Here is a 23,407-nt window from a genome sequence, read left to right on the forward strand (position 1 = left end):
ACCGCGAGGTTCACACAGGGCAGGTTCGGGAGTGCTCCGGCCTGCCTGATGTGCCTCTCGCGCGCGGGCGGTCGGCTCCCCGTTCCGCGAGGTTCACGTGGTGCAGGTTGCGGAGTGCTCCGGCCTGCCTGATGTGACTCTCGCGCGCCGCGGCGACCTCAGCGGGGCGGGCGCTCCGGCGGGCGCTCACGTACCGGGTGCACCCCGGGCGGACGTGGCCCGCCGCGCTCCTCGCGCAGCCGCTCCTCGCGCATCCGCTCCTCGCGGCTCCGGGCGTCCCGGGTCGGGGGCTGGTCGCGCACGGGCTTGTCGCGGGGCGGCACGTCCCGGGGCGGCGGGACCTTCTCGCGCGCGGGCGCCTCGTCCCGGCCGGCCCCCTTCAGCGGCGAGCGACGCGGGGTCGGACCCGGCGGGACCTCCGCCCGAGCCAGACGTTCGCGATCGCCCTCGGGACGGCCCCGGTCGTCGGCGTGGTCCTCGTCCCGCTTCTTCGGGCGCTTCTTCGCGGGACGGTCGCGGCGGGCACGCTCCCGTTCGGCGAGCTCCTGCTCCCGACGCTCGCGCTTCTCGCGGTCCCGCTCGGCCATTTCGCGGTCCCGCTCGGCCCGGGCGCGCTCCTGCGCGCGCCGCCGTTCCCGCTCGTCCTGCTCGCGCCGGTCGCGATCACGGCGGTCGCGCTCGAGCTGCTCGCGCGCCCGGTCGTCGCGCGCCTCGTCCTCGCGGCTCCGGGTCTCCCGCGGCCGGTCCTCCCGCGGCCGGTCCTTCCGCGGCCGGTCGTCCCGGGCCCGGTCGTCCCGCGGTCGCGCGGGGCGTGCGGGCTCCCGATCCCGCGCCGGAGCACCTGCGGGCCCGGAGCGGGTCGGTTCACGGCGCTCCTCGACCTCCGCGGGCCGCCACCGCTGGACCCGCATGCGGACGAAGCCGATCAGCGCGCACACGATCGTGGTCGCGGCCATGGCCGGAAAGCCGTTGATGAGCGGGGCGCCGATGGCGAGGGCCGTCGACACCATCCCGCCCGATGCCGGAAGCGTCCCGGTGGCCGCGATCGCCACCGGCACCGAGACGGCCAGCAACAGCGGGGGCTGCACCATCGGCACGAAGATGTCGCGACGCTGGGCGAGCACGGCGGCCAGCACGCACCCGCCCGGGTAGGCGGCGAGGAAGACGACCCCGAGCGTCCCGCTGCGCAGGACGTCGACCGCGACCCCGCCGGCGGTGAGGACCAGGGCCAGCAGCAGGACCGCCCACCAGCGCATTCCCCGGACCCCCGGGAAAGCGGACGCCTCGCCCACCTCGGCAGGACTCGCCGACGTCGCAGCGTCGTCCCGCGTCGTGGTCACACGATCACGGTAGCGGGCGCACCGACGTCCTTCGGCCCCCCTCGCGCCCTGGCCGTACCACGGCGACCCCCGGTCCGCCGACCACGAACGATCGGGAGACTGCTCATCCGGTCAACCGATGCACCCCGCCTCCGTCCGCAACGCCGTCGGGAACCCCGTCCGTGGGCGGATCGACGTCGGCGGTGAGCTCCGGCGCCCCCGGCACCCGGGTCCGTCGGTCGACCTGCTCGACCTCGTCGAGCGCTCCCCGGGTGACCGCCAGCTCCGAGAACCGCCGCGCCGTGACCAGCACCCGCGACTCCAGCGACCCCACCGTCTCGTTGTAGGCCCGCACCCCCGCGTCCAGGGATCGGCCGAGCTTGCCGAGGTGTCCGCCGAGCGTGCCGAGCCGGGCGTGCAGCTCGCGGCCCAGCGCGTGGATCTCGGCGGCGTCGCGCGCGAGCGACTCCTGGCGCCACGCGTAGCCCACCGTGCGGAGCAGGGCGATGAGGGTCGTCGGCGTCGCGACCACCACGTCGGCGCCGAACGCGTGCTCCAGCAACCCCGGGTCGGCCTCGAGGGCCGCCGACAGGAACACCTCGCCCGGCACGAACATCACCACGAACTCCGGGGTCGGGTCGAAGCTGCGCCAGTAGGCCTTGGCCGACAACCCGTCGACGTGGGCCCGCAGCTGCCGGGCGTGCGCGGTCGCCCGCTCGCGCCGGGCCCCGTCGTCGGGAGCCTCGAGGGACTCCAGGTAGGCCGCGCACGGGACCTTGGCGTCGACCACGACCTGCTTGCCGCCCGCGAGCCGCACGACCATGTCGGGGCGCTGCGCCGTGCCCTCCGACCCCGCCGTCGACTGCCGGGTGAAGTCGCAGTGCTCGACCATGCCCGCGAGGTGCACCACCCGCTCCAGCTGCATCTCGCCCCAGCGCCCCCGCACGTGCGGCGTGCGCAGCGCCGTGGCCAGGGCCCGCGTCTCCCCGGCGACGCCCCTCGCCGACGCCGCCACCGCACCGACCTGCTCGCGCAGGCCCGCGAACGCGGCCTCCCGCTCGGACTCCGCGCTGCGCATCTGACCCTCGAGCCGCTGCAGGGTGGACGCCACGGGGTCGAGCAGCGAGGAGACGGCGCGCTCCCGCTCGCGCATCCGGGAATCGGCCAGCGCCGAGAACTGCTCGGAGTTCGCCGCGAGCGCCTCCGCGGACAGCGCGGCGAACGACTCGCGCGCCGCCGCCCCGGACCGCCGCTCGGCCTCGAGCTCGGCCCGGGCCGCGGACGCCGCCGCCCCGGACCGCCGGGTGGCCTCCGCGATCGCCGCCTCCTGCCGGGCGACGGCCAGCCGGGAGGCGACCAGCGCCCCGCCGAGCGCGCCCAGGAGCAGCCCGAGGAGCAGGCCCACCAGGACGCCGGTGATCGTCATGCCGCGCAGGCTGGCACAGGGGTCCGACAGTCACGGATCTCCGCTGCTCACGGCCAGTTCGCCTCCATCTCGAGCAGCTTCGCCTTCACCTCGATGCCCCACCGGTAGCCGCCGAGCGAGCCGTCGCCCTTCCGCACGCGGTGATCCGGCACGAAGAGCCCGATCGCGTTCGTCTGGCACGCCTGCCCGGCGCCGCGCGGGGCGAGGGGCCGGCCGGCCAGCGTCGCGAGCTCGGCGTAGGAGACCGGCGAGCCGGCCGGGATCTCCCGCATCCGGGCCCAGAGCTCCTGCATGAACACCCCGCCGTGCTGCCGGACCGGCACCGTGGCGGCGGCCGCGGCATCGCCCGCCAGCCAGGTCCGCACGGCCGCCGTGACCGCCCCGAGGTCGTCGCGTTCGACGACCTCCGCCGGCATCAGCGAGGCGTGGATCAGGGGCAGGAGCCGCACCTCGGGCTCGGTGGTCCAGCCGGCGGCGAGGACGACACCGTCGGCGTCCACGACCGTGGTGAACGGGCCGAAGGGGGTGTCGAGGGTGGAACGTGAGCCGATCACGGGAGTCTCCGCATCCGTCGTCGGGAAAGGGCCTTCACCCGCTCCGACGCACGCCCGACCGTCCCGGATCCACCTTTCCCTAGACTGGACCCCCGTGAGCTTGACCCTCGGCATCGTCGGCCTCCCCAACGTGGGCAAGTCGACGATGTTCAACGCCCTGACCAACAACGACGTCCTCGCCGCGAACTACCCGTTCGCCACGATCGAGCCGAACGTCGGTGTCGTCCCGCTGCGCGACCCGCGGCTCGACCGGCTGTCCGCGATGTTCTCCTCGGAGAAGGTCGTGCCGGCCACGGTGAGCTTCGTCGACATCGCCGGCATCGTCGCGGGTGCGTCCGAGGGCGCGGGGCTGGGCAACAAGTTCCTCGCCAACATCCGCGAGGCCGACGCGATCTGCCAGGTCGTGCGGGTTTTCACCGACGACGACGTGGTGCACGTCGACGGCCGGGTCGACGCCGCCGCCGACATCGAGACGATCGCGACGGAGCTCGTCCTCGCCGACCTGCAGACCGTCGAGAAGGCGGTGCCGCGCCTCGAGAAGGAGTCGCGGATGCAGAAGGACCGGCGGGCGGTGCTCGAGGAGGTCCAGAAGGCGGCGACGATCCTCAACGAGGGCCGCACCCTGTTCTCCGCCGGGATGAACTCGCCCGCGCTGCGCGAGCTGAACCTGCTCACCGTCAAGCCGTTCCTCTACGTCTTCAACGCCGACGAGGGCGTGCTCACCGACGACGCGCGGCGCAAGGAGCTCGCCGAGCTCGTCGCGCCCGCCGAGGCCGTGTTCCTCGACGCGAAGGTCGAGCAGGAGCTGCTCGAGATCGACGACGAGTCGGCCGCGGAGCTCCTCGAGTCGATCGGCCAGACCGAGCCGGGGCTCGACGCCCTGGCCCGTGCGGGCTTCCGCACGCTGGGCCTGCAGACCTACCTGACGGCGGGTCCGAAGGAGTCGCGCGCCTGGACGATCCCGGTCGGGGCCACCGCGCCCGAGGCCGCCGGCGTCATCCACACCGACTTCCAGCGCGGCTTCATCAAGGCCGAGATCGTCTCCTACGACGACCTGGTCGCCGCGGGCTCCATGAACGCCGCCAAGAACGCGGGCAAGGTCCGCATGGAGGGCAAGGAGTACGTGATGCAGGACGGCGACGTCGTCGAGTTCCGCTTCAACGTCTGAGCCTTCCCGACGACGGGTCGCGGGTCGCTGTCGGACCCCTCGCCTAGCATCCGCCCCCAGCCGGGACGAGGGGGCGCGGATGAGCGGGACCAGGGTGTTGGTGGCGGGGGCGAGCATCGCGGGGCCGGCGCTGGCCCACTGGCTGCGGCGGCGGGGCGCCGAGGCCACGGTGGTGGAGCGGGCCCCGGACCTGCGCCGCGGTGGTCAGGCGGTCGACGCCCGTGGGGTGACCCGTGAGGTCGTCCGTCGGATGGGGCTGGACGCGGCGGTGCGCGCGGCCCGGACCGACACCGCCGGCGTGCACACGGTGGACGCGGACGGGACGGTGCTGGAGACCCAGCGGGCGGAGGACCACGGCGGCGACGGGTACATCGCCGAGATCGAGATCCTGCGCGGGGACCTGTCGCGGGTGCTGTACGACGACACGCGCGACGACGTCGAGTACGTGTTCGGCGACCGGATCGCGGAGCTCACCCAGGACGCGGACGGGGTCGACGTCACCTTCGCGGGCGGCGATCGGCGGCGCTTCGACCTGGTGATCGGGGCGGACGGGCTGCACTCGGCGGTGCGTTCGACGGTGTTCGGCCCGCACGAGCGGTTCGTCCACCACCTCGGCCTCGTGCTGGCCTTCTACAGCGTGCCCAACGAGTTCGGGCTGGACCGGTGGCTCCTCGAGTACCAGGAGCGCGAGACCGGTCGTTCCGCACTCCTGCGTCCCATCCGGGACGCGACCCGGGCGATGGCGATGTTCTCGTTCCCGGCGGCCGACTTCGACGTCGACCACCGCGACGTCGAGGCGCAGAAGCGGCTGCTGCGGGAGCGGACGGCGGACCTGGGCTGGCAGACGCCGCGCCTGCTCGCGCACCTGGACGACACCCCGGACTTCTATCTCGACCAGGTCGCCCAGGTGGTCATGGACCGCTGGTCGAGCGGGCGCGTCGGGCTGCTCGGCGACGCGGCGTGCAGCGCGTCACCGATGTCCGGGCAGGGGACCGGGATCGCCCTGGTCGGCGCCTACCTGCTGGCCGGGGAGCTCGCCGCGGCCGACTGGGACCCGGAGGTCGGGTTCGCCCGGTACGAGGAGCGGATGCGGCCGTACGTCGAGGCGAACCAGGAGATCGGCCGGATGCACGTCGAGAGCCTCCAGGCGCCCGATCCGGACGCCGGGCCGCCCCCGGAACCCGACATGGAGGCGCTCATGGCGTTGGTCGAGCGCGCGATCAACGGGGTGGAGCTCCCCGAGTACGTCGGCGTGGCGGACAGGGCTCCGCTGGTCTCCTGACCCTGTGATCGGGAACACTGCCGACATGGACAAGTACCGGGTCCTCCTGATGACCGACCTGACCCGCCTCGACGACGACGGGCTCGCCGATCTCTACGAGCGGCTCACCGAGATCGGCGGCGTCCCGACGGTCCCGTCGGGCGTCCTGGAGGTCACGGGCACCACGAAGGCCACGGACGCGCGGGAGGCGGTCGCCGAGGTGGGCCGGGTGCTGGAGAACGCGCTGACGGCGATGAACCGCCCGTGCCGCGTGATCGGGGTGCAGGCCGGCGAGGTCCCGACTCCCCGCGCCTGACGACACCCGACGACGGAGCCGGACCCGGCCCCGTCGTCGGGAAGGATCAGCGCCAGCCGAGCTCGGGAGCGAGGTGGGTGAGCACGCTCTCGATGACGTGGGCGTTGTAGTCCACGCCGAGCTGGTTCGGCACGGTGAGCAGCAGGGTGTCCGCGGCGGCGATCGCCTCGTCCTCGGCGAGCTCGGCGATCAGCTTGTCGGGCTCCCCGGCGTAGGTCTTGCCGAAGCGGGCGTTGCCGCCGTCGAGGTGGCCGACCTGGTCGGTCGAGTGGCGCTCGCGCCAGAACAGCTGCTTGTCGATCTCGGAGACGATCGGGAAGACGCTGCGGCTGACCGAGACCCGGGGCTCGCCCTCGTGGCCGGCGGCGTCCCACGCGTCGCGGAAGCGCTGGATCTGCTCGGCCTGCAGGCGGTGGAACGGCACGCCGGTGTCCTCGGTGAGCAGCGTCGAGCTCATGAGGTTCATCCCCTGCTCGCCGGCCCACTCGGCGGTCGCGCGACTGCCGGCGCCCCACCAGATGCGCTCGCGCAGGCCCTCGGCGTACGGCTCGATCCGCAGCAGCCCGGGCGGGTTGGCGAACATCGGCCGCGGATTGGGCTGCGCGAAGCCCTCGCCCTTCAGGGCGTCGAGGAAGATGCGCGTGTGCTCGCGGGCCATGTCCGCGTCGGACTGCCCCTCGGCGGGCGCGTAGCCGAAATAGCGCCACCCGTCGATGACCTGCTCGGGGGAGCCGCGGCTGATGCCGAGCTGCAGTCGGCCGCCGGAGATGAGGTCGGCCGCGCCGGCGTCCTCCGCCATGTAGAGCGGGTTCTCGTAGCGCATGTCGATGATCCCGGTGCCCAGCTCGATGCGGCTGGTCTTCGCGCCGGCGGCCGCGAGCAGCGGGAACGGCGACGCGAGCTGCTGGGCGAAGTGGTGCACCCGGAAGTAGGCCCCGTCGGCGCCGAGCTCCTCGGCGGCGACCGCGAGGTCGATCGACTGCAGCAGGGAGTCCCGCGCCGATCGCACCATCGAGTGCGACGACGGCGACCAGTGCCCGAACGAGAGGAACCCGATCTTCTTCACGCTTGAAGCAACAACTTTCTGCTGTGGCTGATTCCCGACGACGGGACCGATGATTCCCGACGCCGGGTCCGGTCCCACCAGCATGACGCGTGTGGCGATGCTCGACGACGTGGCGGCCGAACGGGTCGCCCTGGCCGACGACCTCGAGGACCTGACCGACGAGCAGTGGGCGACGCCGTCGCTGTGTGCCGGGTGGACGGTGCGGGACGTCGCGGCGCACCTGACGCTCTCCACCCGGACGACCGTCCCGCGCTTCGTGTGGGCGGCCCTGCGGGCCCGGGGGGACGTGGACCGGGCGTTCGCCGACGAGGCGCGGAACCGAGCGGCGCGGTTCACCCCCGCCGAGCTGATCGAGCAGCTGCGCGGGATGGCGCACGTCGACCGGCGGCTGCGGTTGTCCGGGCCGCTCGACCCGCTGAACGACCTGCTCGTGCACCGGCAGGACATCGCGATCCCGCTCGGGCACGCCGTCGACGCGCCGGTCGAGCGCGTGGCGCCGTGCCTGCCGTTCGTCTGGTCGGCGCCGTTCGTCGGCGCCGCGAAGCGGTTCGCGGGCCTGCGACTCGTGGCGACCGACTGCGGGTGGACCGAGGGCGAGGGACCCGAGCTGCGCGGCCCGGCGTCGGGACTGCTCCTGGCCCTGAACGGCCGCCCGGCCGGGCTGGACCGACTCGAGGGACCTGGCCTCGAGATCGCCCGGAGCCGACACTGACCGGCGTGTTCACGGAGATCCATCACGTGCAGCTCGCCATGCCGGCGGGGCGGGAGGACGAGGCCCGGGCGTTCTTCGTCGACCGGCTCGGGATGAGTGAGGTCGAGAAGCCGCCGGTGCTCGCCGCCCGCGGCGGGGCGTGGTTCCGCGGCGGGGGCGTGGAGCTGCACCTCGGGGTGGAGGAGCCGTACGCCCCCGCCCGCAAGGCCCACCCCGGCCTGGTCGTGGACGACATCGAGGAGGCAGCGCGCCGCGTCGGGCAGGACGTCACGTGGGACACCGACTTCCCGGGCTTCCGTCGCTTCTACGCCCACGACCCGTTCGGCAACCGGCTCGAGTTCCTCCAGCCGCGGTGACGGCGGACCTGCGAGCCCTCCCCAAGGACCCGGACCTCGTCCGTGAACTCGCGGACCGGCAGATCACGCTCGACGTCGGGATCAGCTCCAACGTCGCGCTCGGGGTGACGCCCGATCTCGCGTTGCATCCGCTCGCCGCCCTGGTCCGCGCGAGCGTCCCGTGTTCGGTGAACGCCGACGACACGTTGCTGTTCGGGACCGGACTCGGCCGCGAGTACGAACTCGCGCGTGGGGTCGGACTGACCGACGACGAGCTCGTGGCCGTCGCGCGGGCGTCCCTCCTCGGCTCCGGGGCGCCCGACCCCGTGCAGGACGCGGCGCTCGCGGAGCTCGGGGGCTGACCGGTCGGGCGGCTCATGGTCCGGCCCGGCTGGTGTAGGTGTGGCCGGTCGGGGTGGTGGTCTCGACGGTGTGCGGGTGGTCGCCGAGCCCGTCGTGGACGACCCGGTGACGCCAGCCGGGCAGTTCCTTGTCCTGGTTGTGGCGCACGCAGCCGCCGCGGCCGTTCCCGAAACTGGTCGGGCCGCCGGCTTTGGAGCCCGTGATGTGGTCGAGGTGGCGGATCGGGGCGCCGCAGAACGCCTCACGGCACCAGCCGTGGTCGCGCCAGGTGATGAGCTTGGTGAGGAACCCGTCGAACAGGCGCCGTTGGGTCTCCCCGCCGATCAGGGCGCCGTGGGCGGGGTGGGCGAACAGCCGCCGCCACCACCGCCGGCCCTTCGACGAGCCGAGGATGTCCCGGACGATGCCGGCGGGGAGCGGCCCGTGCCCGACCAACTCTCCGGTGCCCGCGTCCTGGAAGTCGGTGAGCGTGTCGAGGGGCAGGACGATCCCGACCTCGACGTTCACATCCTCCGCGCGGGCCTGTCCCGTCAATCGCTCCACCAAGGCGTCGGCGACGATCTGATCCCGGCTGCGGCCGTCGGTGTCGCCGGTGGCGATCAACGAGTCGGCGTGCTTGCGCAGGGCGGCCAGGCAGGCGACGCCCTGTTCGACCGGCAACAGCCCGGAGAGCACGCTCATGGTGTCCGGCGCCGGCCGCAGCGTGACCCGCCGATCCTTCCGCGCTGTGCGCGCTCGGGCGACGAACCCGGCCGGGTCGGCCTCGTAGGCCACCTTCTTGATCGCCGCTACCGCTTGCTTGCGGCTCATCTCCTCGAGCCCGGCCTCGGCGCACTGCTTGTCCACGAGAGCGCGGAGTTCCGGGTCGAGGTGCTCGGTCAGCGACACGATCTGCTCGGCGAGGTACTCGCTGATCCGCCCGGCCACCAACGCGGCCCGGGTGCAGGGCAGGTCGGTCGCCAGCGCCCGCGCGACGGACAGGCGTCGGTCGGCGACGTGCGGGGAGACGTGCGCGGCGAGGGCGATCTGGTCGGCGATACCGCGGCCGAGTTTCTCCGGGTCCAGCGAGCCGTCGTGGATGTGGGCGATCTGTGCTTCGACCTGGGCGCGGCCGAAGGTGACCATCGCGGTGTGCTGGGCGGCGGCGACGGTGGAGCGCAGCTGTTCGAGGACCGCGATCCGATCCACGCACCCGGCGCCCTGATCGCCAAGAGCGGGCTCGGTGGGCAGCGAGGCGAGCTCGACCAGGCGGGCGTGGATCGCGGTCAGCTCGGCGCTGACCGCGTCCACCACCCGGTTCGAACTCATGTTCGCATGCTAGCAGCGACCCCCGACAATCACGGCTGCTTCGAGGCTCCCACCTGCGACGATGCGGCGAACCTGTCACTGGATGACAGCAACGACGCTCCGCTGCCACGTGGGCGGGGGTCTCTGGCTCAGGGAGCGCAGCCACCGGCGCGGGTGAACGTGTACCGGAAGGTGCCGCCGGGCTCGGCCGTGCGACGCAGGTCGGCGATCCCGGCGTCGAAGGCCTCGGGCGTGGTGAGCCCGGCGGCGACGGCGGGTTCGCGGACCCCGGCGATCATCGCGGTGAAGGTGCGCAGCACGAACGCGTCGGCCGCGCCGGCGTCGTCGACGCGGACCTCGCGCGGCGACGTGGTCACGTCGGCGAAGCCCGCCGCGGAGAGCAGTTCGCCCAGCCGACCGCCGATCATCGGGTCGCCACCGGCCTGACGTTGCAGGACGACCTGGCAGTCGATCGCCGTCCGGGCGGCGGCGCTGTCGGGCGTGAAGTCGGTGCTGGCGTGGTCGCCCTCGATCACGGTGATCGTCCCGCCCGGGCGGAGGGCGGCCCGCAGGGTGCGCAGCACGTCGAGCGGGTCCGACAGGTGCTCGAGCACGAAGCAGACGACGACGTGGTCGACCGGGCCGAGCCCGTCGTCGGGAAGGTCGTGGACGTCGAGGCGGCGGAAGGTGACGCCGGCGGCGAGACCGGCCGCGCGGACCCGCCGTCGGGCCTGGGCGAGCGAATCGGCCGAGATGTCGATCGCGGTGATGTGGGCACCGGGACTGCGGCGGGCGATGACGGTCGTCTGGGCCCCCACCCCGCAGCCGACCTCGAGCACGTGGCTCCCGGTGGGGAAGGCGGTGTCCCGGTGGAGGAGGGCCTCGAGCGCCTCGGCCTGGTCGGCGAGCCGGGCGCCCTCCTCGGCGCGGTAGCCGTGGACGTAGCCGTCCACCATGGTCATCGCCGAGATCACCGACATGACCGAGCCGTCGCCGTCGAGTGCGGCCCGGAGCCGGTCGCGCAGGCGGACCGACCGCTCGATCTCGGTCTCGAGCCGCTCGAGGTGGTCCTGCAGCACGGCCGTCGCGTCGGGACTTCGCTCGTCCAGGGCGGCGCCGATCGCCTCGAGGCCCAGTCCGGTGCGCCGCAGCGCGAGGGCTCGGTAGAGCCGGGTGATGTCCGGGCCGCCGTAGCGGCGGTGCCCGCTCGTCGTCCGCCCGGGCCGCACGATCCCGACCTCGTCCCAGTGCCGCAGCACCCGCACCGAGAGGCCCGACGCCGCCGCGAGTTCGCCGACCGTCCACGTCCGTTCGTCCACGCGACGGACGCTAGGTCCTCACACCGTGAGAGGTGCCAGCCCTTCTCCGCGGGGACGCGGAGAAGGACCGGACCGGCGCTCAGTTCAGCTTGCGCACGCCCTCGGCGAGCCCGCCGCCGTCGTAGGCGCGCTCGGCCAGCTCCGCGAGGGCGGTGAGCGCCGTGTTCTGCGACCAGGGGCCGAAGGAGATGCGGGCGAGGCCGATGCGCTGCGCCGCCTCCTGCGAGATCGACCCGGGGATGCCGATCATGTTGACCTTGCGCTCACCCAGGGCGGAGACCAGCTCGCCCCACTGCGACTCGTCGAGCTTGCCGGGCACGAAGAAGTTCGAGGCGCCGGCGTCGAGGTAGGCGCGGCCGCGCTCGATGGCCTCCTCGAGGGCCTCGGACGGGTCGCTCACCTTGAGGAAGGCGTCGGTGCGGGCGTTGAGGACGAAGTCCACACCCTCCTTCTGCGCCGCGGCGACGGCGGCCTCGACGGCCTTGACGGCGTCGGCCAGCGGCTTCATCTGGTCCTCGAGGTTCGCCCCGACGATCCCGACGCCGATCGCGCGCGCCACCGTGCCGCCCGGGTCGCCGTAGCCGGCCTCGAGGTCGGCGGAGACCGGCAGCGAGGTCTGGCGGGCGATCAGGCCGACCTCGGCGATCATCTCGTCGCGGGGGATGTTCTCCCCGTCCTCGTAGCCCCGGGAGGCCGCGATGCCGTGGCTGGCGGTCGCGAGGGCCTTCGTGCCCGGGATGTCGGAGACGACCTTGGCGGTGATCGCGTCCCAGACGTTCACGACGCGCAGCAGCTCCGGCGCGGCGTGCAGCGCCTGGAGGTCCGTGGCCTTGTCAGCGGTGCTCATGGCGGGACAACCCCGATTGCGCACAACCGATTCCACCTGTGCGCTCAGTCACCCAGACGGAGGGCGGTGACCGCGAGCCGGGCGACCTCACCGATCGCCGCGTCCACCCGGGGAAGCACCCGCTCCGGACGCGCGGCGAGCGTGAACACCGCGACCGCCACGGGCGCCTCGCCGGGGAACTCCACCACCCCGACCTCGTTGCGCAGCGCTCCGAGCGTGCCGGTCTTCCCCGAGCAGCGGACCTCGTCGAACGGGAAGCCCGAGGCGATCCGGGCACGCGAGACCTGCAGGCCCAGGAGGCGACGGACGAACGCGCAGCCGGTCGGTGACGCCGCCGTGTCCCGCCAGACCGCCGCGAGCAGCGTGGTCATGTCCCGGGCCGTCGTCGCGCTGCCGAGGACGGGGTCGTAGGCGGACGGTGGCGGGGGATCGTCCGGATCGGCCAGCCGCGCCGCGGCTGCGGTCGGATCGCGGACCCCCAGTTCGGCGGCCAGGGCGGCGAACGTCGCGTCCGCCCGTTCCACGCGGGTGTGGGCGAGGCCGAGCTCGGCCATCGCCGTACGGACCCGCGCCGGCCCGAGCACGTCCAGCAGGACGTCCGCCGCCGCGTTGTCCGACACGGTGGTCATGGACGTCGCCAGGTCGCGCAGCGACATCGTGACGGGGTCCGAGAGCACCGACAGTCCGGTCGGACCGTGGGTTCGCGACGACGGGTCGACGGTCACCGTGGCGCGCGGGTCCAGGTCCCCGGCGTCGACGGCGCGCACGAGCGCCACCAGCACCGGCAGCTTGAAGACCGAGGCCATCGTCACCGGCTCGTCGGGTCGCACCCCGAGCTCCGCGCCACCGTCGCCGACCATCCGCGCGTGCACCCAGCCGCGGACCCCGGCGTCGGCGAGGACCGCCCGGATCTCGGCGGTGGCCTCCGTCGCGAGGCTCATCCGACGTCCTCCGCGAGTCGCCCGTCCTCCGCGAGTCGCCCGTCCTCCGCGAGCCGCCCGCCCTCCGCGAGCCGTCCGCCCTCCGCGCGCAGCACGGCGACGACGGCGTCCCGGACGGCCTCCTCGGGCGGCGACGCCGGGCGCCACACGGGACGGACCCGCACCGGGATCGGGTCCGCCGGGTCGAGCGCCACGATGTCGGCCACGCGCGGAGCGACGTGCGGTCCGACGGTGAAGGCCCGGTCGGCGGCCACCGCGGCCAGGACGGCGCGGTCGTCCTCGACGGCGATCACCCGCGGCCGGACGCCGCGGCGCGACACGGCGTCCACCAGCTGGTCGTGCGCCGCGGGGTGGTGGGCCCGGGGCGGCAGCGCGAGGGGGAGGTCGCGCAGCGCCGCCCACCGCAGCTGTCCTCCGGGCGCGCGGGCGGCCGGCACGAGCAGGCGGGTGGCGAGCCGGACGACGGGCCCGGCCGCCAGGTCGGACAGCACCCCGGGATGGCGGACCACCGCGAGGTCGCACCGGCCCGCGAGGAGCCGCTCCGCCAGCTCGACCGTCGGGGCCACCGTGGTCTCGACGCCCCGGCCCGAGGCCTCCCGCACGGCGGCGGCGAGGGCGGCGACGACGTCGGGCCGCAGGACGCCGACCACCCCGAGCCGGACCGTGGAGCCGGCCTCCGCCTGGTCGAGCGCGCTGCGTCGCAGGGCGCCGGCCGCCGCGACGAACGCCTCGGCGGGACCGAGCAGCGCGCGCCCGGCCGGGGTGAGCACCACCTCCCGGGCGTTCCGCTCGAACAGGCGCACGTCCAGGTGCGACTCCAGGCGGCGCAGCCCCTGCGACAACGGCGGCTGGGTCATCCCGAGGCGGTCCGCGGCCCGCCCGAAGTGCCGTTCCTCGGCGATCGTCACGAAGAACGTCACGTGCCGCAGGAGGTCCACGAGCAGCAACGATAGGCCGGACAGCATCGTCGTCCGTGCGATACGGACTTCGACGGATCCGGTTCGTCCTGCTTCGCTGCGGATCATGACGCTCTCCCGACGACGGGTCCTCGCCCTCGGTGCCGCGGGCACGGCCGCCCTCCTCGGCGGCTGCGCCGCTCCCGCCCCGGCGCCCCTCGAGCCGACCACCCCCGCCGTCGGGAACGATCCCTTCGCGGCGATCGAGGCGGGCTTCGGTGGCCGCCTCGGCGTGTTCGCGCTCGACACCGCCACCGGGCGGACGGCCGGGCACCGGGCCGACGAACGGTTCCTGCTGTGCTCGACCTCGAAGATGCCGACCGCCGCGGCGATCCTGGCGCGGCGGGTGCCGCTCGAGGAGGTCGTGCGCTACGCGCCGGCCGACCTGGTGCGGAACTCGCCGACCACCTCGCGGTCGACCGCGCTCACGATCGGCGAGCTCTGCGCCGCCGCGATCACCGTCTCGGACAACACCGCGGAGAACCTGCTGCTGCGCCGGCTGGGCGGGCCGGAGGCGGTCGAGGCGTACCTCCGGACGATCGGCGACGGCGTCACGAGCCTCGACCGGTACGAGCCGGAGCTCAACGCCCGGCAGGGCACGCTCGACACGTCGACCCCGCGGCAGATGGCGGCGACGCTGCAGGCCTGCACGCTCGGGACCGGGCTGGACGGGTCCGGCCGCCGGCAGCTCACCGACTGGCTCGTCGCCAACACCACCGGCGGGCAGCGCATCCGCGCGGGCCTGCCGGCCGGGTGGCGCACCGGCGACAAGACCGGGAGCGGCGACCGGAACGAGGTGAACGACGTGGCGGTGACGTGGCCTCGCGGGCGCCCACCGGTCCTCGTCACGGTCTACACCGAGCCCGCCGATCCGGCCGAGGAGCGCAACGTCCCCGCGGTCCCGGCGGCCGCCGCCGCGGCGGTCCGGGCCCTCGGATTCTGACGTCGGCGTGTCGCCGGTGCGGCGCAGACGGGTGGTCGACCCCGTGCGACGACCGGTCGACCGGGTCGAAGATCGACGATCGGTGAGGACGAGCGGTCGATCGCGACGCCCGACCGGGTGAGGTTCCCCCGGGTCGTGTGCCTACGCTGTCCGCCGTGCGTTCCGAACGATGGTCGGCCCCCACCCGGGAACTGACCCTGCCCGAGCGCATCGCGTGGGTGCTCGGGGACGAGGACGGACGGCCGGTCTCGAGCCTCACCGAGCCGGCCGGGCTGCTCGTCGCCGCCGCGATGGTGGAGCTGCTGCTCGACGCCTCCCTGCTCGACGCCGGGTCGTCCTACCGCCGCGGTCCGGTCGAGCCGACCGACCCGCTGCTGTGCTGGGTGGCCGACGGCCTGCTGCGCCAGGGCGGGCACAAGAGCGACCTCGGGCACGCGGTGACGGGTCCCCGCGGCGCGCAGATGATCCGCCGCACGATGGACCGGCTCGTCGAGCGCGGCCTCGCGCACCGGGAGCCGCGCCGGGTGTTCGGCTACCTCGCGATGCCGGTGTTCGGCTCCGCGCTGCGGGTGCACGAGACGAACGCGCTGCACCACGACCGGAGCGTCGTCCGCCAGGTGCTCGACGGCGCCGAGCCCGACGAGGACACCGCCATGGTGGTCGTGCTCCTCCACCACGGGCGCCGGGTGCGCGCGCTGCACCCGCTCGACGTCGGTACCGCCGCCGACCGGTCCCGGGCGATCGCGTCCGGCCGGTTCGTCCGCCCGGGGATCGACCAGGACATCGTCCGGCTCGTGAGCCCCACCGTGCAGACCGTCCTCGCGGCCCTGACCGCCACCGAGGTGCTCAGCTCCGGCGGCTGACGCCGCGCGCTAGCACGTCCTCCGGGGTCTGATCGTCGGGGGGTCCCGATCGGGGCCTCGGCGGTCTAGTCTCGTGACGTTCCACGCGCAGCGTTCCTCCAGGGGGCAGCCATGCCGACCACGCAGCCGTCCGCCACGCCCGACGGGCTCCCCGTGCTGGAGGCGGGCGCCCATCGCGACGCCCGCTCCGGGAGCTGCGTCATGGAGTACGTCTCCGTGCTCGCCGGCGAACGCTTCACCGACCGACCGCAGTGCACGCACCCCGCCGTGGCCGCCCTCGCCTGGCAGGTCAACGACGCGGTCTCGCACGAGGTGCGCCAGCAGCTGGGGCTGCGGGCGGTCGACCTCGTCGGCGCGGGCCGCGACCACGACGGGCCGGTGCGCCCGCTGGTGCTCGCCGCGGTCGCCCGGGCCGGGCTCGCGCTCGACCCGGAGAACCGCTTCTTCACCCGGCTGGTCCGGCGCGTGGGGGCCGCCCAGGAGCGGGCGGCGGCGCGGCGCGCGGCGGGGCACGACGCCGGGGACGGCGCGGGCGGCCGCATCGCGACGCTGCTGCACGTCGGGCCGGTCAACCACGCCTGCGCCCACCTGCTCGTCGCCGCCCGGGCGGCCGGGCTCGACGGGGCCGCGCGCGACGCCATGATGCTGGCGCTGCTCGACGACTGCCTCGCGTCGCTGCGGGGCGAGCGGACGTCCGGCCGCACGCCGGCCACCACCGGCTGAGCTCAGCCGAGCTGCACGCAGACCCCCGCGACGACCTTCAGGCACACGGCCACCGCGGGGGCCCGTGAGGGCGCGACGGAGGCCCGCGGGGCGGATGCCGGGGGCTGCGGCGCCGGCGATCCCGACGACGATCCCGACGACGGGTCCGCGGGCCGGGGCGCCCGGGCGGCGGTCGCGGGGGCGGTGGTGTCGCCCGCGACGGCCGGCGCGGGGTCGCGCGTGGTCCCCGGAGCGGTCGGCGTCGTCGGCGCGGCGGGTGCCTGCGACCGGACCTCGCCCCCGGCCGGGACCACCACGGCGGCAGGGGCGGGCGGCGCGCCCGTCGGGCCCCCGACGGCGGGTGCGGTCGGCGTGGGCGTCGAGGCCTCGGCGTCCTCGGCCACGCGGGTCAGCACCGTGGCCACCTGCGCCACGATCATCATCGCGAGGGCGCCGGCGGCGACGGCGAGCAGGATCCGGCGCACGACGCGGTAGTCGGGCCGACGACGTCCGGTATTACGGACCGGCCCCGTCGTCGAGGCGGGTTCACCCGACCGTCCGATCGGTGGTCGCGCGCCGCCGCCACGTTGCTCCGAGCGCGGTCACACAGGCGAGCGCGGCGACCGCGAAGGACCACGGCGCACCCAGCGCCCCGAGCACGGCCGCCAGCGCCGTGGCGCCGACCCCGGTGCCCGCATCGTAGGCCGTGTTCCACACGCTGCTGGCGGTCCCGGAGCGCCCGGGTCCGGCGCGGTCGAACAGCGTGACGAGCGTGTCGTTCTGCACCGCGCCGAAGCCGAGCCCCACCAGCCCGGCCCCGGTCACGACGACGGGTGCGCTCCCCGCGAGCAGCCCGCCGGCGGCGGTCGCCGCCCCGAGCGCCGTGACGACGAGCGACGGCCGGGTGATCCGGCCCGCGAGGTGGAGGCGGTCGCCGAGCTCCCCGGAGACGCCGCGGCCGACGAGCTGGGCGAGGGTCAGGGCGAACAGCGAGAGGGCGGCCGTCGAGGTGGCGCCCGCCCCGACGAGCGGGAGCACCGTGATCACCCCGCCCGCGCTCGCCGCGCACACCAGCATCACGACCCACGGCCCGGCGACGGTGCGCACGTGCAGCGAGGGCCGCTCGCCCGTCGCCTCGTCGGCCGTGCCGCCCCCGCCGTCGGGACGATCCCCGGGGACCGTCCCGGACCCGTCGTCGGGAACGACCACCCGGCGTGGCAGCAGCGCCATCGCGGGCAGGGCGAGCAGCGGCAGCGCCGCGCCGAGGAGCAGGACGGGGGTGGGGCCGAGCCGCGACCACGCCCAGACCCCACCGGTCAGCAGGACCAGCTGGGGCAGGCCGATCGCGATGCCGTAGACGCCGGTGGCCCGGCCGCGGATCGCCGGCGGGACGAGGTCGGACACGAGGGCCGCGCCTGTGACGGTGAGGATGCCGAAGCCGACCCCGCGCGCGACGGCGACCGGCACGAGCAGCCCGAGCGAGGGGCTCAGCGGGAGCAGCGCGGCCGGGGCACCGAGGGCGAGGGCGCCGAGCGCGAGCGCCGCGCGGTGGCCGACGGCGCGCAGGAGCGCGGGCACGCCGAGCTGGGACACGACGGTCGCGGCCATGAACACGCCGGTGACCGACCCGGCCAGCCCGGGCCCCGCCCCGCCGTCCGTGGCCCACAGGGGGAGGACCGGCAGGAGCAGGGCGTACCCGCCGAACGCCGCGAAGGTCGCGGCGAGGACGGCGAGGAAAGGTGCGCTGCGCAGGTCAGGCCTGCGCGTCGATGGCCGCCGAGATCTTCCGCGCGAGGTCGGGGTCCTTGGCCGTGAGGCCGCCCTCGGAGTGCGTGGAGAGGCGGAAGGTCAGCGTGTCGTACCGGATGTCGATGTCCGGGTGGTGGTCGGCGGCCTCGGCCTCCCGGGCGACGGCGTCGACCACCGCGATGGCGTCGAGGAAGCCCGGCAGCGTGGCGGTGCGCACGAGGGAGTCACCGTCCCGCTCCCAGCCCGGGAGGTCGGCGAGGGCGGTCGAGACGGCGTCGTCGGAGAGCAGGTCGGCCATGGGAGGTCATGATGCACGTGATCGGGCCGGGATGAGGGGGACGCGGGTGAAGGTCGTGGTGGGGGCGGCGGTGGTGGACGGCGGGCGGCTGCTCGTGGCGCAGCGGGCGGAACCGCCGGACATGCGGGGCCGGTGGGAGCTGCCCGGCGGGTCGGTCGAGGACGGCGAGTCCGAGCCCGACGCCGTGGTGCGCGAGCTGCACGAGGAGCTCGCCTACGCCGTGGTGGTCCAGGGGCGGCTCGGTCCGGACGTCCCGGTGACCGGCCGCTCGGGGGAGTCGCTGCTGCTGCGGTTCTACCGGTGCGCCCCGGCGGAGGGGGCCGTGCCCGTGGCCCTGGAGCACCTGGCGCTGCGCTGGGTGGCGGCCGACGAGCTGGACGGGGTCGCGTGGCTCCCCGCGGACGAGGTGCTGCTGCCGGCGCTGCGGGCGGCCCTGGGGGAGTGAGGGCTCAGGCGGCGCGGGCGCGCTTGACGGCGCGGGCGAGGTCCTTGCCGGTGAGCCCCGACTCGGCGGCCTTCGCGGCCCGCATGAGCACCACCGGGCAGCCCTTGCACCGCGGGGTGGACCGGCAGCACTTCTTCTTGGCGCGCTTCGCCCCGGTGATCGCGCAGGCCTGTGTCGGGTCGACCACGACGCGGCGGGGCGTCGGGTCGGGGAGGCCGACCGGAGTCGCGGTCGGGGCCGGGACGGAGGTCCGGACGACGGCGGTGGGGGTGGTGCGTTCCCGCGGCCGCAGGCGCGCGAGGGCGTCCACCCAGGTCGTCGCAGCACCCTTGCCCATGAGGTGAGGCTAACCTGAGCAACCCGGCGGGCGGAAGGGCCGAACGCGGACGCGACGCCCTGCCGTGTCACGATGGCGCGCCCCCGCGACGTCGCACGAGAGGCCCTGCTCACCGCCCCGTCATGAGAGCCTTCCTGGTCGCCGTCCTCGCCGGTCTGCTGGTGCTCACCGGGTGCTCGTCCTCGCCCCCGCCGGTGGTGGGCCAGGCCCCGACGACGGCCACCCGCCCGCAGCCGCAGCTCGAGCCCGACCCCACGCAGCTGCGCATCGGGGTCGACGACCTGGGCATCGGCTTCAACCCGCACCGCCTGGCCGACCTCACGCCGACCAGCCGGACGATGGCCTCGCTGGTCCTGCCGAGCGCCTTCCGGGTCGGGCCCGACGGGGTGCGGCGTCCGGACACCACCGTGGTCACGTCGGCGAGGGTCTCCGCCACCCGCCCGTACACGGTGTCCTACGAGATCGCGCCCGCCGCGGCGTGGAGCGACAACGCCCCGATCGCCGCCGAGGACTTCGTCTACCTGTGGCAGCAGATGCGCTCGCAGCCCGGCGTGGTCGAGGCCGCGGGCTACCGCGCGATCTCCGACGTCCGGTCGCGGGCCGGGGGCAAGGCCGTCGACGTGGTGTTCGACCGGCCCTACCCGGCGTGGCCGACCCTCTTCGACCACCTGCTGCCCGCCCACCTGCTCAAGGACGCCCCGGGCTCGTGGGGCGGGGCGCTGCAGGACAGCATCCCGGTGTCCGGCGGTCCCTACGCGGTCCGGCTCGTCGACCGCATCCGTGGCCAGGTGACCCTGGTCCGCAACAGCGTCTACTGGGGCACCCCGGCGGTCTCCGACCAGATCGTGCTCCAGGCCGCGGACCACGCCTCCCTGATCGACCGGGTCCGCACGGGGGACGTGCAGTCCACGCAGTTCCGCGCCGACGGGGCGGACCTCGCGGCCCTGACCGCGCTGGCCGGTGCCCCGCCGGGGCCCGCCGGGGCGTTGGCGGTGCGCGCCGTGCCCGAGGCGCAGCTCGTCGAGCTCGCGCTCCGCTCCGACGACGGCCCGCTGGCCGACCCCCGGGTCCGGCGGGCGGTCGTGTCGCTCCTGGACCGGGACGCCCTCATCACCGTCGGCGCCGACGGCGGTCCGGCCTCGACGCTGCGCGCGGACGCCTTCGCGTCCGCACCGAGCCGGCCCGGCTACCGCCCGACGATCACCGCGGACGCGCCCGCCCGCGCGCCCGACCGGGCCGCGGCCACCCGGCTGCTGGCCCAGGCGGGCTACCTGCTCGGGTCGGACGGCCGGTGGACCCGTGACGGCGCACCGCTGCGGCTGCGGCTCTCGGCCCCGGCCCAGGTCGCGCCCTTCGGACGGCTCCTCGGCACCCTCGCCGCCCAGCTCAACGCCGCGGGCATCGGCACCACGGTCGTCGCCGACGCCGGGGCGAACCCCTTCCCGCCGGGACGCGGGCCGATCCCGTCGGACACCCCGTCGGTGGTCGCCACCCCCTCCGTCCCCGGGCCCCTGACCTCGTCGGCCGTGCCGGGGACGACCACCACCTCGCCGGCCCCCTCGCCCACGACCACCACCACGACCACGCCGACGGAGACGACGACCTCGGTGCCGCCGATCCCCAAGTCCCCGTCGGACATGGCGGTCGCCGACGTCACCGTCCTCGCCCTGCCGGTGGGGGCCGACCCGATCGCGGGCCTCGACTCCGTCGTCGGCTGCCCCGGGCGGCAGGCCCCCACGACGTCGGGGGTCTCGCCCGCGGTGCCGCGCACCACCACGGCGACCGCCCCGGCCACGACGTCACCGGAGTCCCCGCCGACCACCACGAACGCGGCCCCGACGTCGACGCCCCAGGCCCCGACCACGACGACGGCCGCGCCCCTCGCCGCGCAGGGGACGCCGGAGGCCTCGGAGGCCCTGTCGGTGACCGGGTTCTGCGACCCGACGCTGCAGTCGATCCTCGACGGCGCCTCGTCCGGGTCGATCGACGAGGACACCGCCCTCGCGCTCGTCGAGCCGATGCTGTGGCGGGCCGCGCCGGTGGTCCCGCTGTTCCAGGCGGCGACCACCCTGGTGGCCCCCGAGGCCCGGACCGACGTGGTGGTCCCGCCGTTCGGGGTCAGCCCGTTCGCGTCGGCCGACCGGTGGGCCCCGCCGGCCCGTCAGGGCCAGGCGAACGGCGACGCGAACAACTAGCGGGCGCCGACCACCCGGACGAGCGGGTCGAAACGGACAGTGAGCGACCACTTCGTGACGTTGCGGCAACACTCCGGGGTAGCGGTAGAGGTCTGGACCACTTAGGTTGCCCCCGGCGGCGATCCCGCCTGTCAAACGTCTTCTGGAGGTGTGGTGACCAGGTTCACCAGGCGCGGTCGTTCGCGCTGGATTGCCGTCGGAGCGCTGGCCGCGGCCGGCGCGCTCGTGCTCGCCGGCTGTGGCGGGGGAGGCGGCGAGAACAACTTCGGTTCCACGACCGCCCCCCAGGCCAAGGGGCGGCAGGGCAACGTCTACATCTCGCCCCAGGTGGCCTCCGGCCCGGCCGTGACGGTCGCCGCCGACACCGCCTACACGGCGTACAACAACGACACCGCGGCCAACAACACGGTCTACAACCTCTACGCCTCGCTCCCGGTCCTCGCCTCCGCGACCGTCCTGGACAACGACGGCACCCCGCTGATCAACGGCGACATGATGGCCGGGATCGACGAGGTGTCGACGAACCCGCAGGTCATCCGCTGGCGCATGAAGCCGGGGGTCACCTGGTCGGACGGTCAGCCCTGGAACTGCAAGGACTTCTACCTCGCCTACCTGGCCGGGAGCGGGAAGATTCCCGGCTTCACGGCGGCGAGCACCAACGGCTACGGCAACATCGGACAGGCGCAGTGCCTGGACGACACCACCTTCCAGGCCACGTTCGCCCAGCCCTTCGCCGACTACATCGGCCTGTTCAGCCAGAACAACGGTGACCTGCTCCCCGCGCACATCCTCGAGCAGAAGACCGGGATCCCGGACATCCGCCAGATCACGCCCGCCTCGCCGCCGGCGCAGCTCCAGGCGATGACGCAGTTCTGGAACACCGGCTGGAACGGCTTCGACAAGTCGGTCATGCCGGCCTCGGCCCAGTACCAGCTCGACAGCTGGGTGCAGGACCAGTCGGTGACGATGACCCGCAACCCGGCGTGGAAGGGCAACCCGGGCGGACCGGAGCGCCTCATCTACCGCAACATCGCGGACGCCACCGCTGCGGCCCAGGCGCTGCAGAACAACGAAATCCAGGTCACGGCGAACCAGCCCGACGTGAACGCCGCGAACCTCATGCGCGGCCTCGCGGCCCAGGGTGTGAAGTTCCAGGCCACGTCCGGTGCCTCCTACGAGCACCTGGACATGAACTTCAAGAACCCGCTGTTCGCGGACAAGGCCGTGCGCACCGCGTTCGCGCAGTGCGTGCCCCGGCAGGACATCACCGACAAGCTGGTCAAGGGCGTCCAGCCGGACGCCGCGCCGCTGCAGAGCCTGATGTTCCTGCCGTCCCAGAGGGGCTACGAGGACGCCTACTCGTCGCTCATCGGCACCGGGAACCCGCAGCAGTCCGCCCAGACCCTGACCCAGGACGGCTGGGTCAAGGGGCCGGACGGCGTCTTCGCCAAGAACGGCCAGCCGCTGCAGTTCCGGATCAGCCACACGAACGTGCCGCGGCGCGTGCAGACCGTGCAGCTGATCCAGGCGGCCTGCCAGCAGGCGGGCATCAAGATCGTCGACGACAACGACCCGAACTTCCTCGACACCCGTCTCGGGGCCGGTGACTACGACGTCGCGCTCTACGCCTGGCAGAACGACCCGTTCACCTCGTCGCACGAGTCGATCTACAAGACCGGTGGCTCGCAGAACTACCAGAGCTACTCGAACCCGCAGCTCGACGCGCTCATGGCGCAGGCGTCGGGGAACCTCGACCCGGCCGGCTACCTCGCGCAGTGGCAGCAGGCCGACAAGCTGATGGCGCAGGACCTGCCGTCGATCCCGCTCTACGTCCAGCCCAACACCGTCGGGTACACGGACAAGATCGACAACGTCTGGTACCAGCCCAACCTCGGTGCGATGCTGCACGCCAACGAGTGGGCCGTCACGCAGTAGCTCGGCCAACTGGTCAGCGACACCCGACGGGACCGGCGACCCCGGTCCCGTCGGGTCCGCTCGACGGAAA

Annotated in this window: 25 protein-coding genes; 12 read left to right on the forward strand and 13 right to left on the reverse strand. The window is 74.6% G+C overall.

Going from position 1 to position 23,407, the window contains the following annotated elements; genetic code table 11:
- Positions 1-158: 158 nt before the first annotated feature.
- From BJ983_RS27215 to BJ983_RS27225, 3 genes are all read right to left on the reverse strand, one after another.
- The gene (locus BJ983_RS27215) at positions 159-1,340 is read right to left on the reverse strand and encodes a DUF6542 domain-containing protein (protein ID WP_179796676.1); all 1,182 of its coding nucleotides are present in this window, start codon (positions 1,338-1,340) and stop codon (positions 159-161) included.
- 103 nt (positions 1,341-1,443) lie between these two features.
- The gene (locus tag BJ983_RS27220; RefSeq protein ID WP_179796677.1) at positions 1,444-2,745 is read right to left on the reverse strand and encodes a DNA recombination protein RmuC; all 1,302 of its coding nucleotides are present in this window, start codon (positions 2,743-2,745) and stop codon (positions 1,444-1,446) included.
- Between the two features lie 47 nt (positions 2,746-2,792).
- Positions 2,793-3,299, reverse strand: a complete 507-nt coding sequence (locus BJ983_RS27225) for a methylated-DNA--[protein]-cysteine S-methyltransferase (protein ID WP_179796678.1) — start codon at positions 3,297-3,299, stop codon at positions 2,793-2,795.
- Positions 3,300-3,393: 94 nt separating this feature from the next.
- Between BJ983_RS27225 and ychF the strand changes: the two genes are divergently transcribed.
- The 3 genes from ychF to BJ983_RS27240 all read left to right on the forward strand — a co-directional run bounded on the left by ychF (position 3,394) and on the right by BJ983_RS27240 (position 6,044).
- Entirely contained in the window at positions 3,394-4,467 is a 1,074-nt protein-coding gene (ychF, locus tag BJ983_RS27230) for a redox-regulated ATPase YchF (RefSeq protein ID WP_179796679.1), read from the forward strand.
- Positions 4,468-4,546: 79 nt separating this feature from the next.
- Positions 4,547-5,749, forward strand: a complete 1,203-nt coding sequence (locus tag BJ983_RS27235; RefSeq protein ID WP_179796680.1) for an FAD-dependent monooxygenase — start codon at positions 4,547-4,549, stop codon at positions 5,747-5,749.
- Positions 5,750-5,774: 25 nt separating this feature from the next.
- Positions 5,775-6,044: a hypothetical protein gene (locus BJ983_RS27240; RefSeq protein ID WP_179796681.1), complete on the forward strand. Its 270-nt coding sequence runs from the start codon at positions 5,775-5,777 to the stop codon at positions 6,042-6,044.
- A 46-nt stretch (positions 6,045-6,090) separates the two neighbouring features.
- On the opposite strand, the gene BJ983_RS27245 is transcribed toward BJ983_RS27240, so the two are convergent.
- Positions 6,091-7,110 carry an LLM class flavin-dependent oxidoreductase gene (locus tag BJ983_RS27245; RefSeq protein WP_179796682.1) on the reverse strand — a complete coding sequence of 340 codons (1,020 nt, stop codon included), beginning with the start codon at positions 7,108-7,110 and terminating at the stop codon, positions 6,091-6,093.
- 97 nt (positions 7,111-7,207) lie between these two features.
- Here BJ983_RS27245 and BJ983_RS27250 point away from each other — a divergent pair, with 97 nt between their 5' ends.
- Genes BJ983_RS27250 through BJ983_RS27260 form a run of 3 tightly spaced genes read left to right on the forward strand, consistent with a single transcriptional unit; the run spans position 7,208 to position 8,519 of the window.
- On the forward strand, positions 7,208-7,822 hold the full coding sequence (locus BJ983_RS27250; protein WP_246326629.1) for a maleylpyruvate isomerase family mycothiol-dependent enzyme: 615 nt from the start codon (positions 7,208-7,210) through the stop codon (positions 7,820-7,822).
- Positions 7,823-7,827: 5 nt separating this feature from the next.
- Positions 7,828-8,178 (forward strand): VOC family protein, encoded by a 351-nt coding sequence (locus BJ983_RS27255; protein ID WP_179796684.1) that lies wholly within the window; start codon positions 7,828-7,830, stop codon positions 8,176-8,178.
- Entirely contained in the window at positions 8,175-8,519 is a 345-nt protein-coding gene (locus BJ983_RS27260; protein ID WP_179796685.1) for an amidohydrolase family protein, read from the forward strand. Before BJ983_RS27255 ends, BJ983_RS27260 begins: the two co-directional genes overlap by 4 nt.
- A gap of 13 nt (positions 8,520-8,532) precedes the next feature.
- Here BJ983_RS27260 and BJ983_RS27265 read toward each other — a convergent pair whose 3' ends face one another.
- The 5 genes from BJ983_RS27265 to BJ983_RS27285 form a co-directional block, all read right to left on the reverse strand.
- Entirely contained in the window at positions 8,533-9,828 is a 1,296-nt protein-coding gene (locus tag BJ983_RS27265) for a DUF222 domain-containing protein (protein ID WP_218890498.1), read from the reverse strand.
- Positions 9,829-9,956: 128 nt separating this feature from the next.
- Entirely contained in the window at positions 9,957-11,126 is a 1,170-nt protein-coding gene (locus BJ983_RS27270; RefSeq protein WP_179796686.1) for a methyltransferase, read from the reverse strand.
- Positions 11,127-11,205: 79 nt separating this feature from the next.
- On the reverse strand, positions 11,206-11,973 hold the full coding sequence (locus tag BJ983_RS27275; RefSeq protein WP_179796687.1) for an isocitrate lyase/PEP mutase family protein: 768 nt from the start codon (positions 11,971-11,973) through the stop codon (positions 11,206-11,208).
- Positions 11,974-12,017: 44 nt separating this feature from the next.
- On the reverse strand, positions 12,018-12,914 hold the full coding sequence (locus tag BJ983_RS27280) for a serine hydrolase (RefSeq protein WP_179796688.1): 897 nt from the start codon (positions 12,912-12,914) through the stop codon (positions 12,018-12,020).
- Positions 12,911-13,852: a LysR family transcriptional regulator gene (locus tag BJ983_RS27285; RefSeq protein WP_179796689.1), complete on the reverse strand. Its 942-nt coding sequence runs from the start codon at positions 13,850-13,852 to the stop codon at positions 12,911-12,913. The genes BJ983_RS27280 and BJ983_RS27285 overlap by 4 nt, the downstream gene beginning before the upstream one ends.
- An 85-nt stretch (positions 13,853-13,937) precedes the next feature.
- Here BJ983_RS27285 and bla point away from each other — a divergent pair, with 85 nt between their 5' ends.
- From bla to BJ983_RS27300, 3 genes are all read left to right on the forward strand, one after another.
- Positions 13,938-14,813, forward strand: coding sequence for a class A beta-lactamase (bla, locus tag BJ983_RS27290; RefSeq protein WP_179796690.1), 876 nt, complete (start codon positions 13,938-13,940; stop codon positions 14,811-14,813).
- Between the two features lie 155 nt (positions 14,814-14,968).
- Complete coding sequence (locus BJ983_RS27295; RefSeq protein ID WP_179796691.1) at positions 14,969-15,676, forward strand: GPP34 family phosphoprotein; 708 nt, start codon at positions 14,969-14,971, stop codon at positions 15,674-15,676.
- Between the two features lie 111 nt (positions 15,677-15,787).
- On the forward strand, positions 15,788-16,399 hold the full coding sequence (locus BJ983_RS27300) for a hypothetical protein (protein ID WP_179796692.1): 612 nt from the start codon (positions 15,788-15,790) through the stop codon (positions 16,397-16,399).
- A 2-nt stretch (positions 16,400-16,401) separates the two neighbouring features.
- Here BJ983_RS27300 and BJ983_RS27305 read toward each other — a convergent pair whose 3' ends face one another.
- The 3 genes from BJ983_RS27305 to BJ983_RS27315 form a co-directional block, all read right to left on the reverse strand.
- Positions 16,402-16,863 carry a hypothetical protein gene (locus BJ983_RS27305; RefSeq protein WP_179796693.1) on the reverse strand — a complete coding sequence of 154 codons (462 nt, stop codon included), beginning with the start codon at positions 16,861-16,863 and terminating at the stop codon, positions 16,402-16,404.
- Between the two features lie 61 nt (positions 16,864-16,924).
- Positions 16,925-18,130, reverse strand: coding sequence for an MFS transporter (locus tag BJ983_RS27310; RefSeq protein ID WP_179798322.1), 1,206 nt, complete (start codon positions 18,128-18,130; stop codon positions 16,925-16,927).
- A gap of 1 nt (position 18,131) precedes the next feature.
- Positions 18,132-18,425, reverse strand: a complete 294-nt coding sequence (locus BJ983_RS27315) for a 4a-hydroxytetrahydrobiopterin dehydratase (RefSeq protein ID WP_179796694.1) — start codon at positions 18,423-18,425, stop codon at positions 18,132-18,134.
- Between the two features lie 46 nt (positions 18,426-18,471).
- Between BJ983_RS27315 and BJ983_RS27320 the strand changes: the two genes are divergently transcribed.
- Positions 18,472-18,870, forward strand: a complete 399-nt coding sequence (locus tag BJ983_RS27320; RefSeq protein WP_179796695.1) for an NUDIX domain-containing protein — start codon at positions 18,472-18,474, stop codon at positions 18,868-18,870.
- A gap of 4 nt (positions 18,871-18,874) precedes the next feature.
- On the opposite strand, the gene BJ983_RS30295 is transcribed toward BJ983_RS27320, so the two are convergent.
- The gene (locus BJ983_RS30295; protein WP_218891746.1) at positions 18,875-19,207 is read right to left on the reverse strand and encodes a hypothetical protein; all 333 of its coding nucleotides are present in this window, start codon (positions 19,205-19,207) and stop codon (positions 18,875-18,877) included.
- A gap of 122 nt (positions 19,208-19,329) precedes the next feature.
- Between BJ983_RS30295 and BJ983_RS27330 the strand changes: the two genes are divergently transcribed.
- Together BJ983_RS27330 and BJ983_RS27335 are read left to right on the forward strand one after the other, a co-directional pair.
- On the forward strand, positions 19,330-21,402 hold the full coding sequence (locus BJ983_RS27330; protein ID WP_179796696.1) for an ABC transporter substrate-binding protein: 2,073 nt from the start codon (positions 19,330-19,332) through the stop codon (positions 21,400-21,402).
- Positions 21,403-21,555: 153 nt separating this feature from the next.
- Entirely contained in the window at positions 21,556-23,337 is a 1,782-nt protein-coding gene (locus BJ983_RS27335; protein WP_179796697.1) for an ABC transporter substrate-binding protein, read from the forward strand.
- Positions 23,338-23,407 lie beyond the last annotated feature (70 nt).

This window comes from Actinomycetospora corticicola, assembly GCF_013409505.1.
Classification (GTDB): Bacteria; Actinomycetota; Actinomycetes; order Mycobacteriales; family Pseudonocardiaceae; genus Actinomycetospora; species Actinomycetospora corticicola.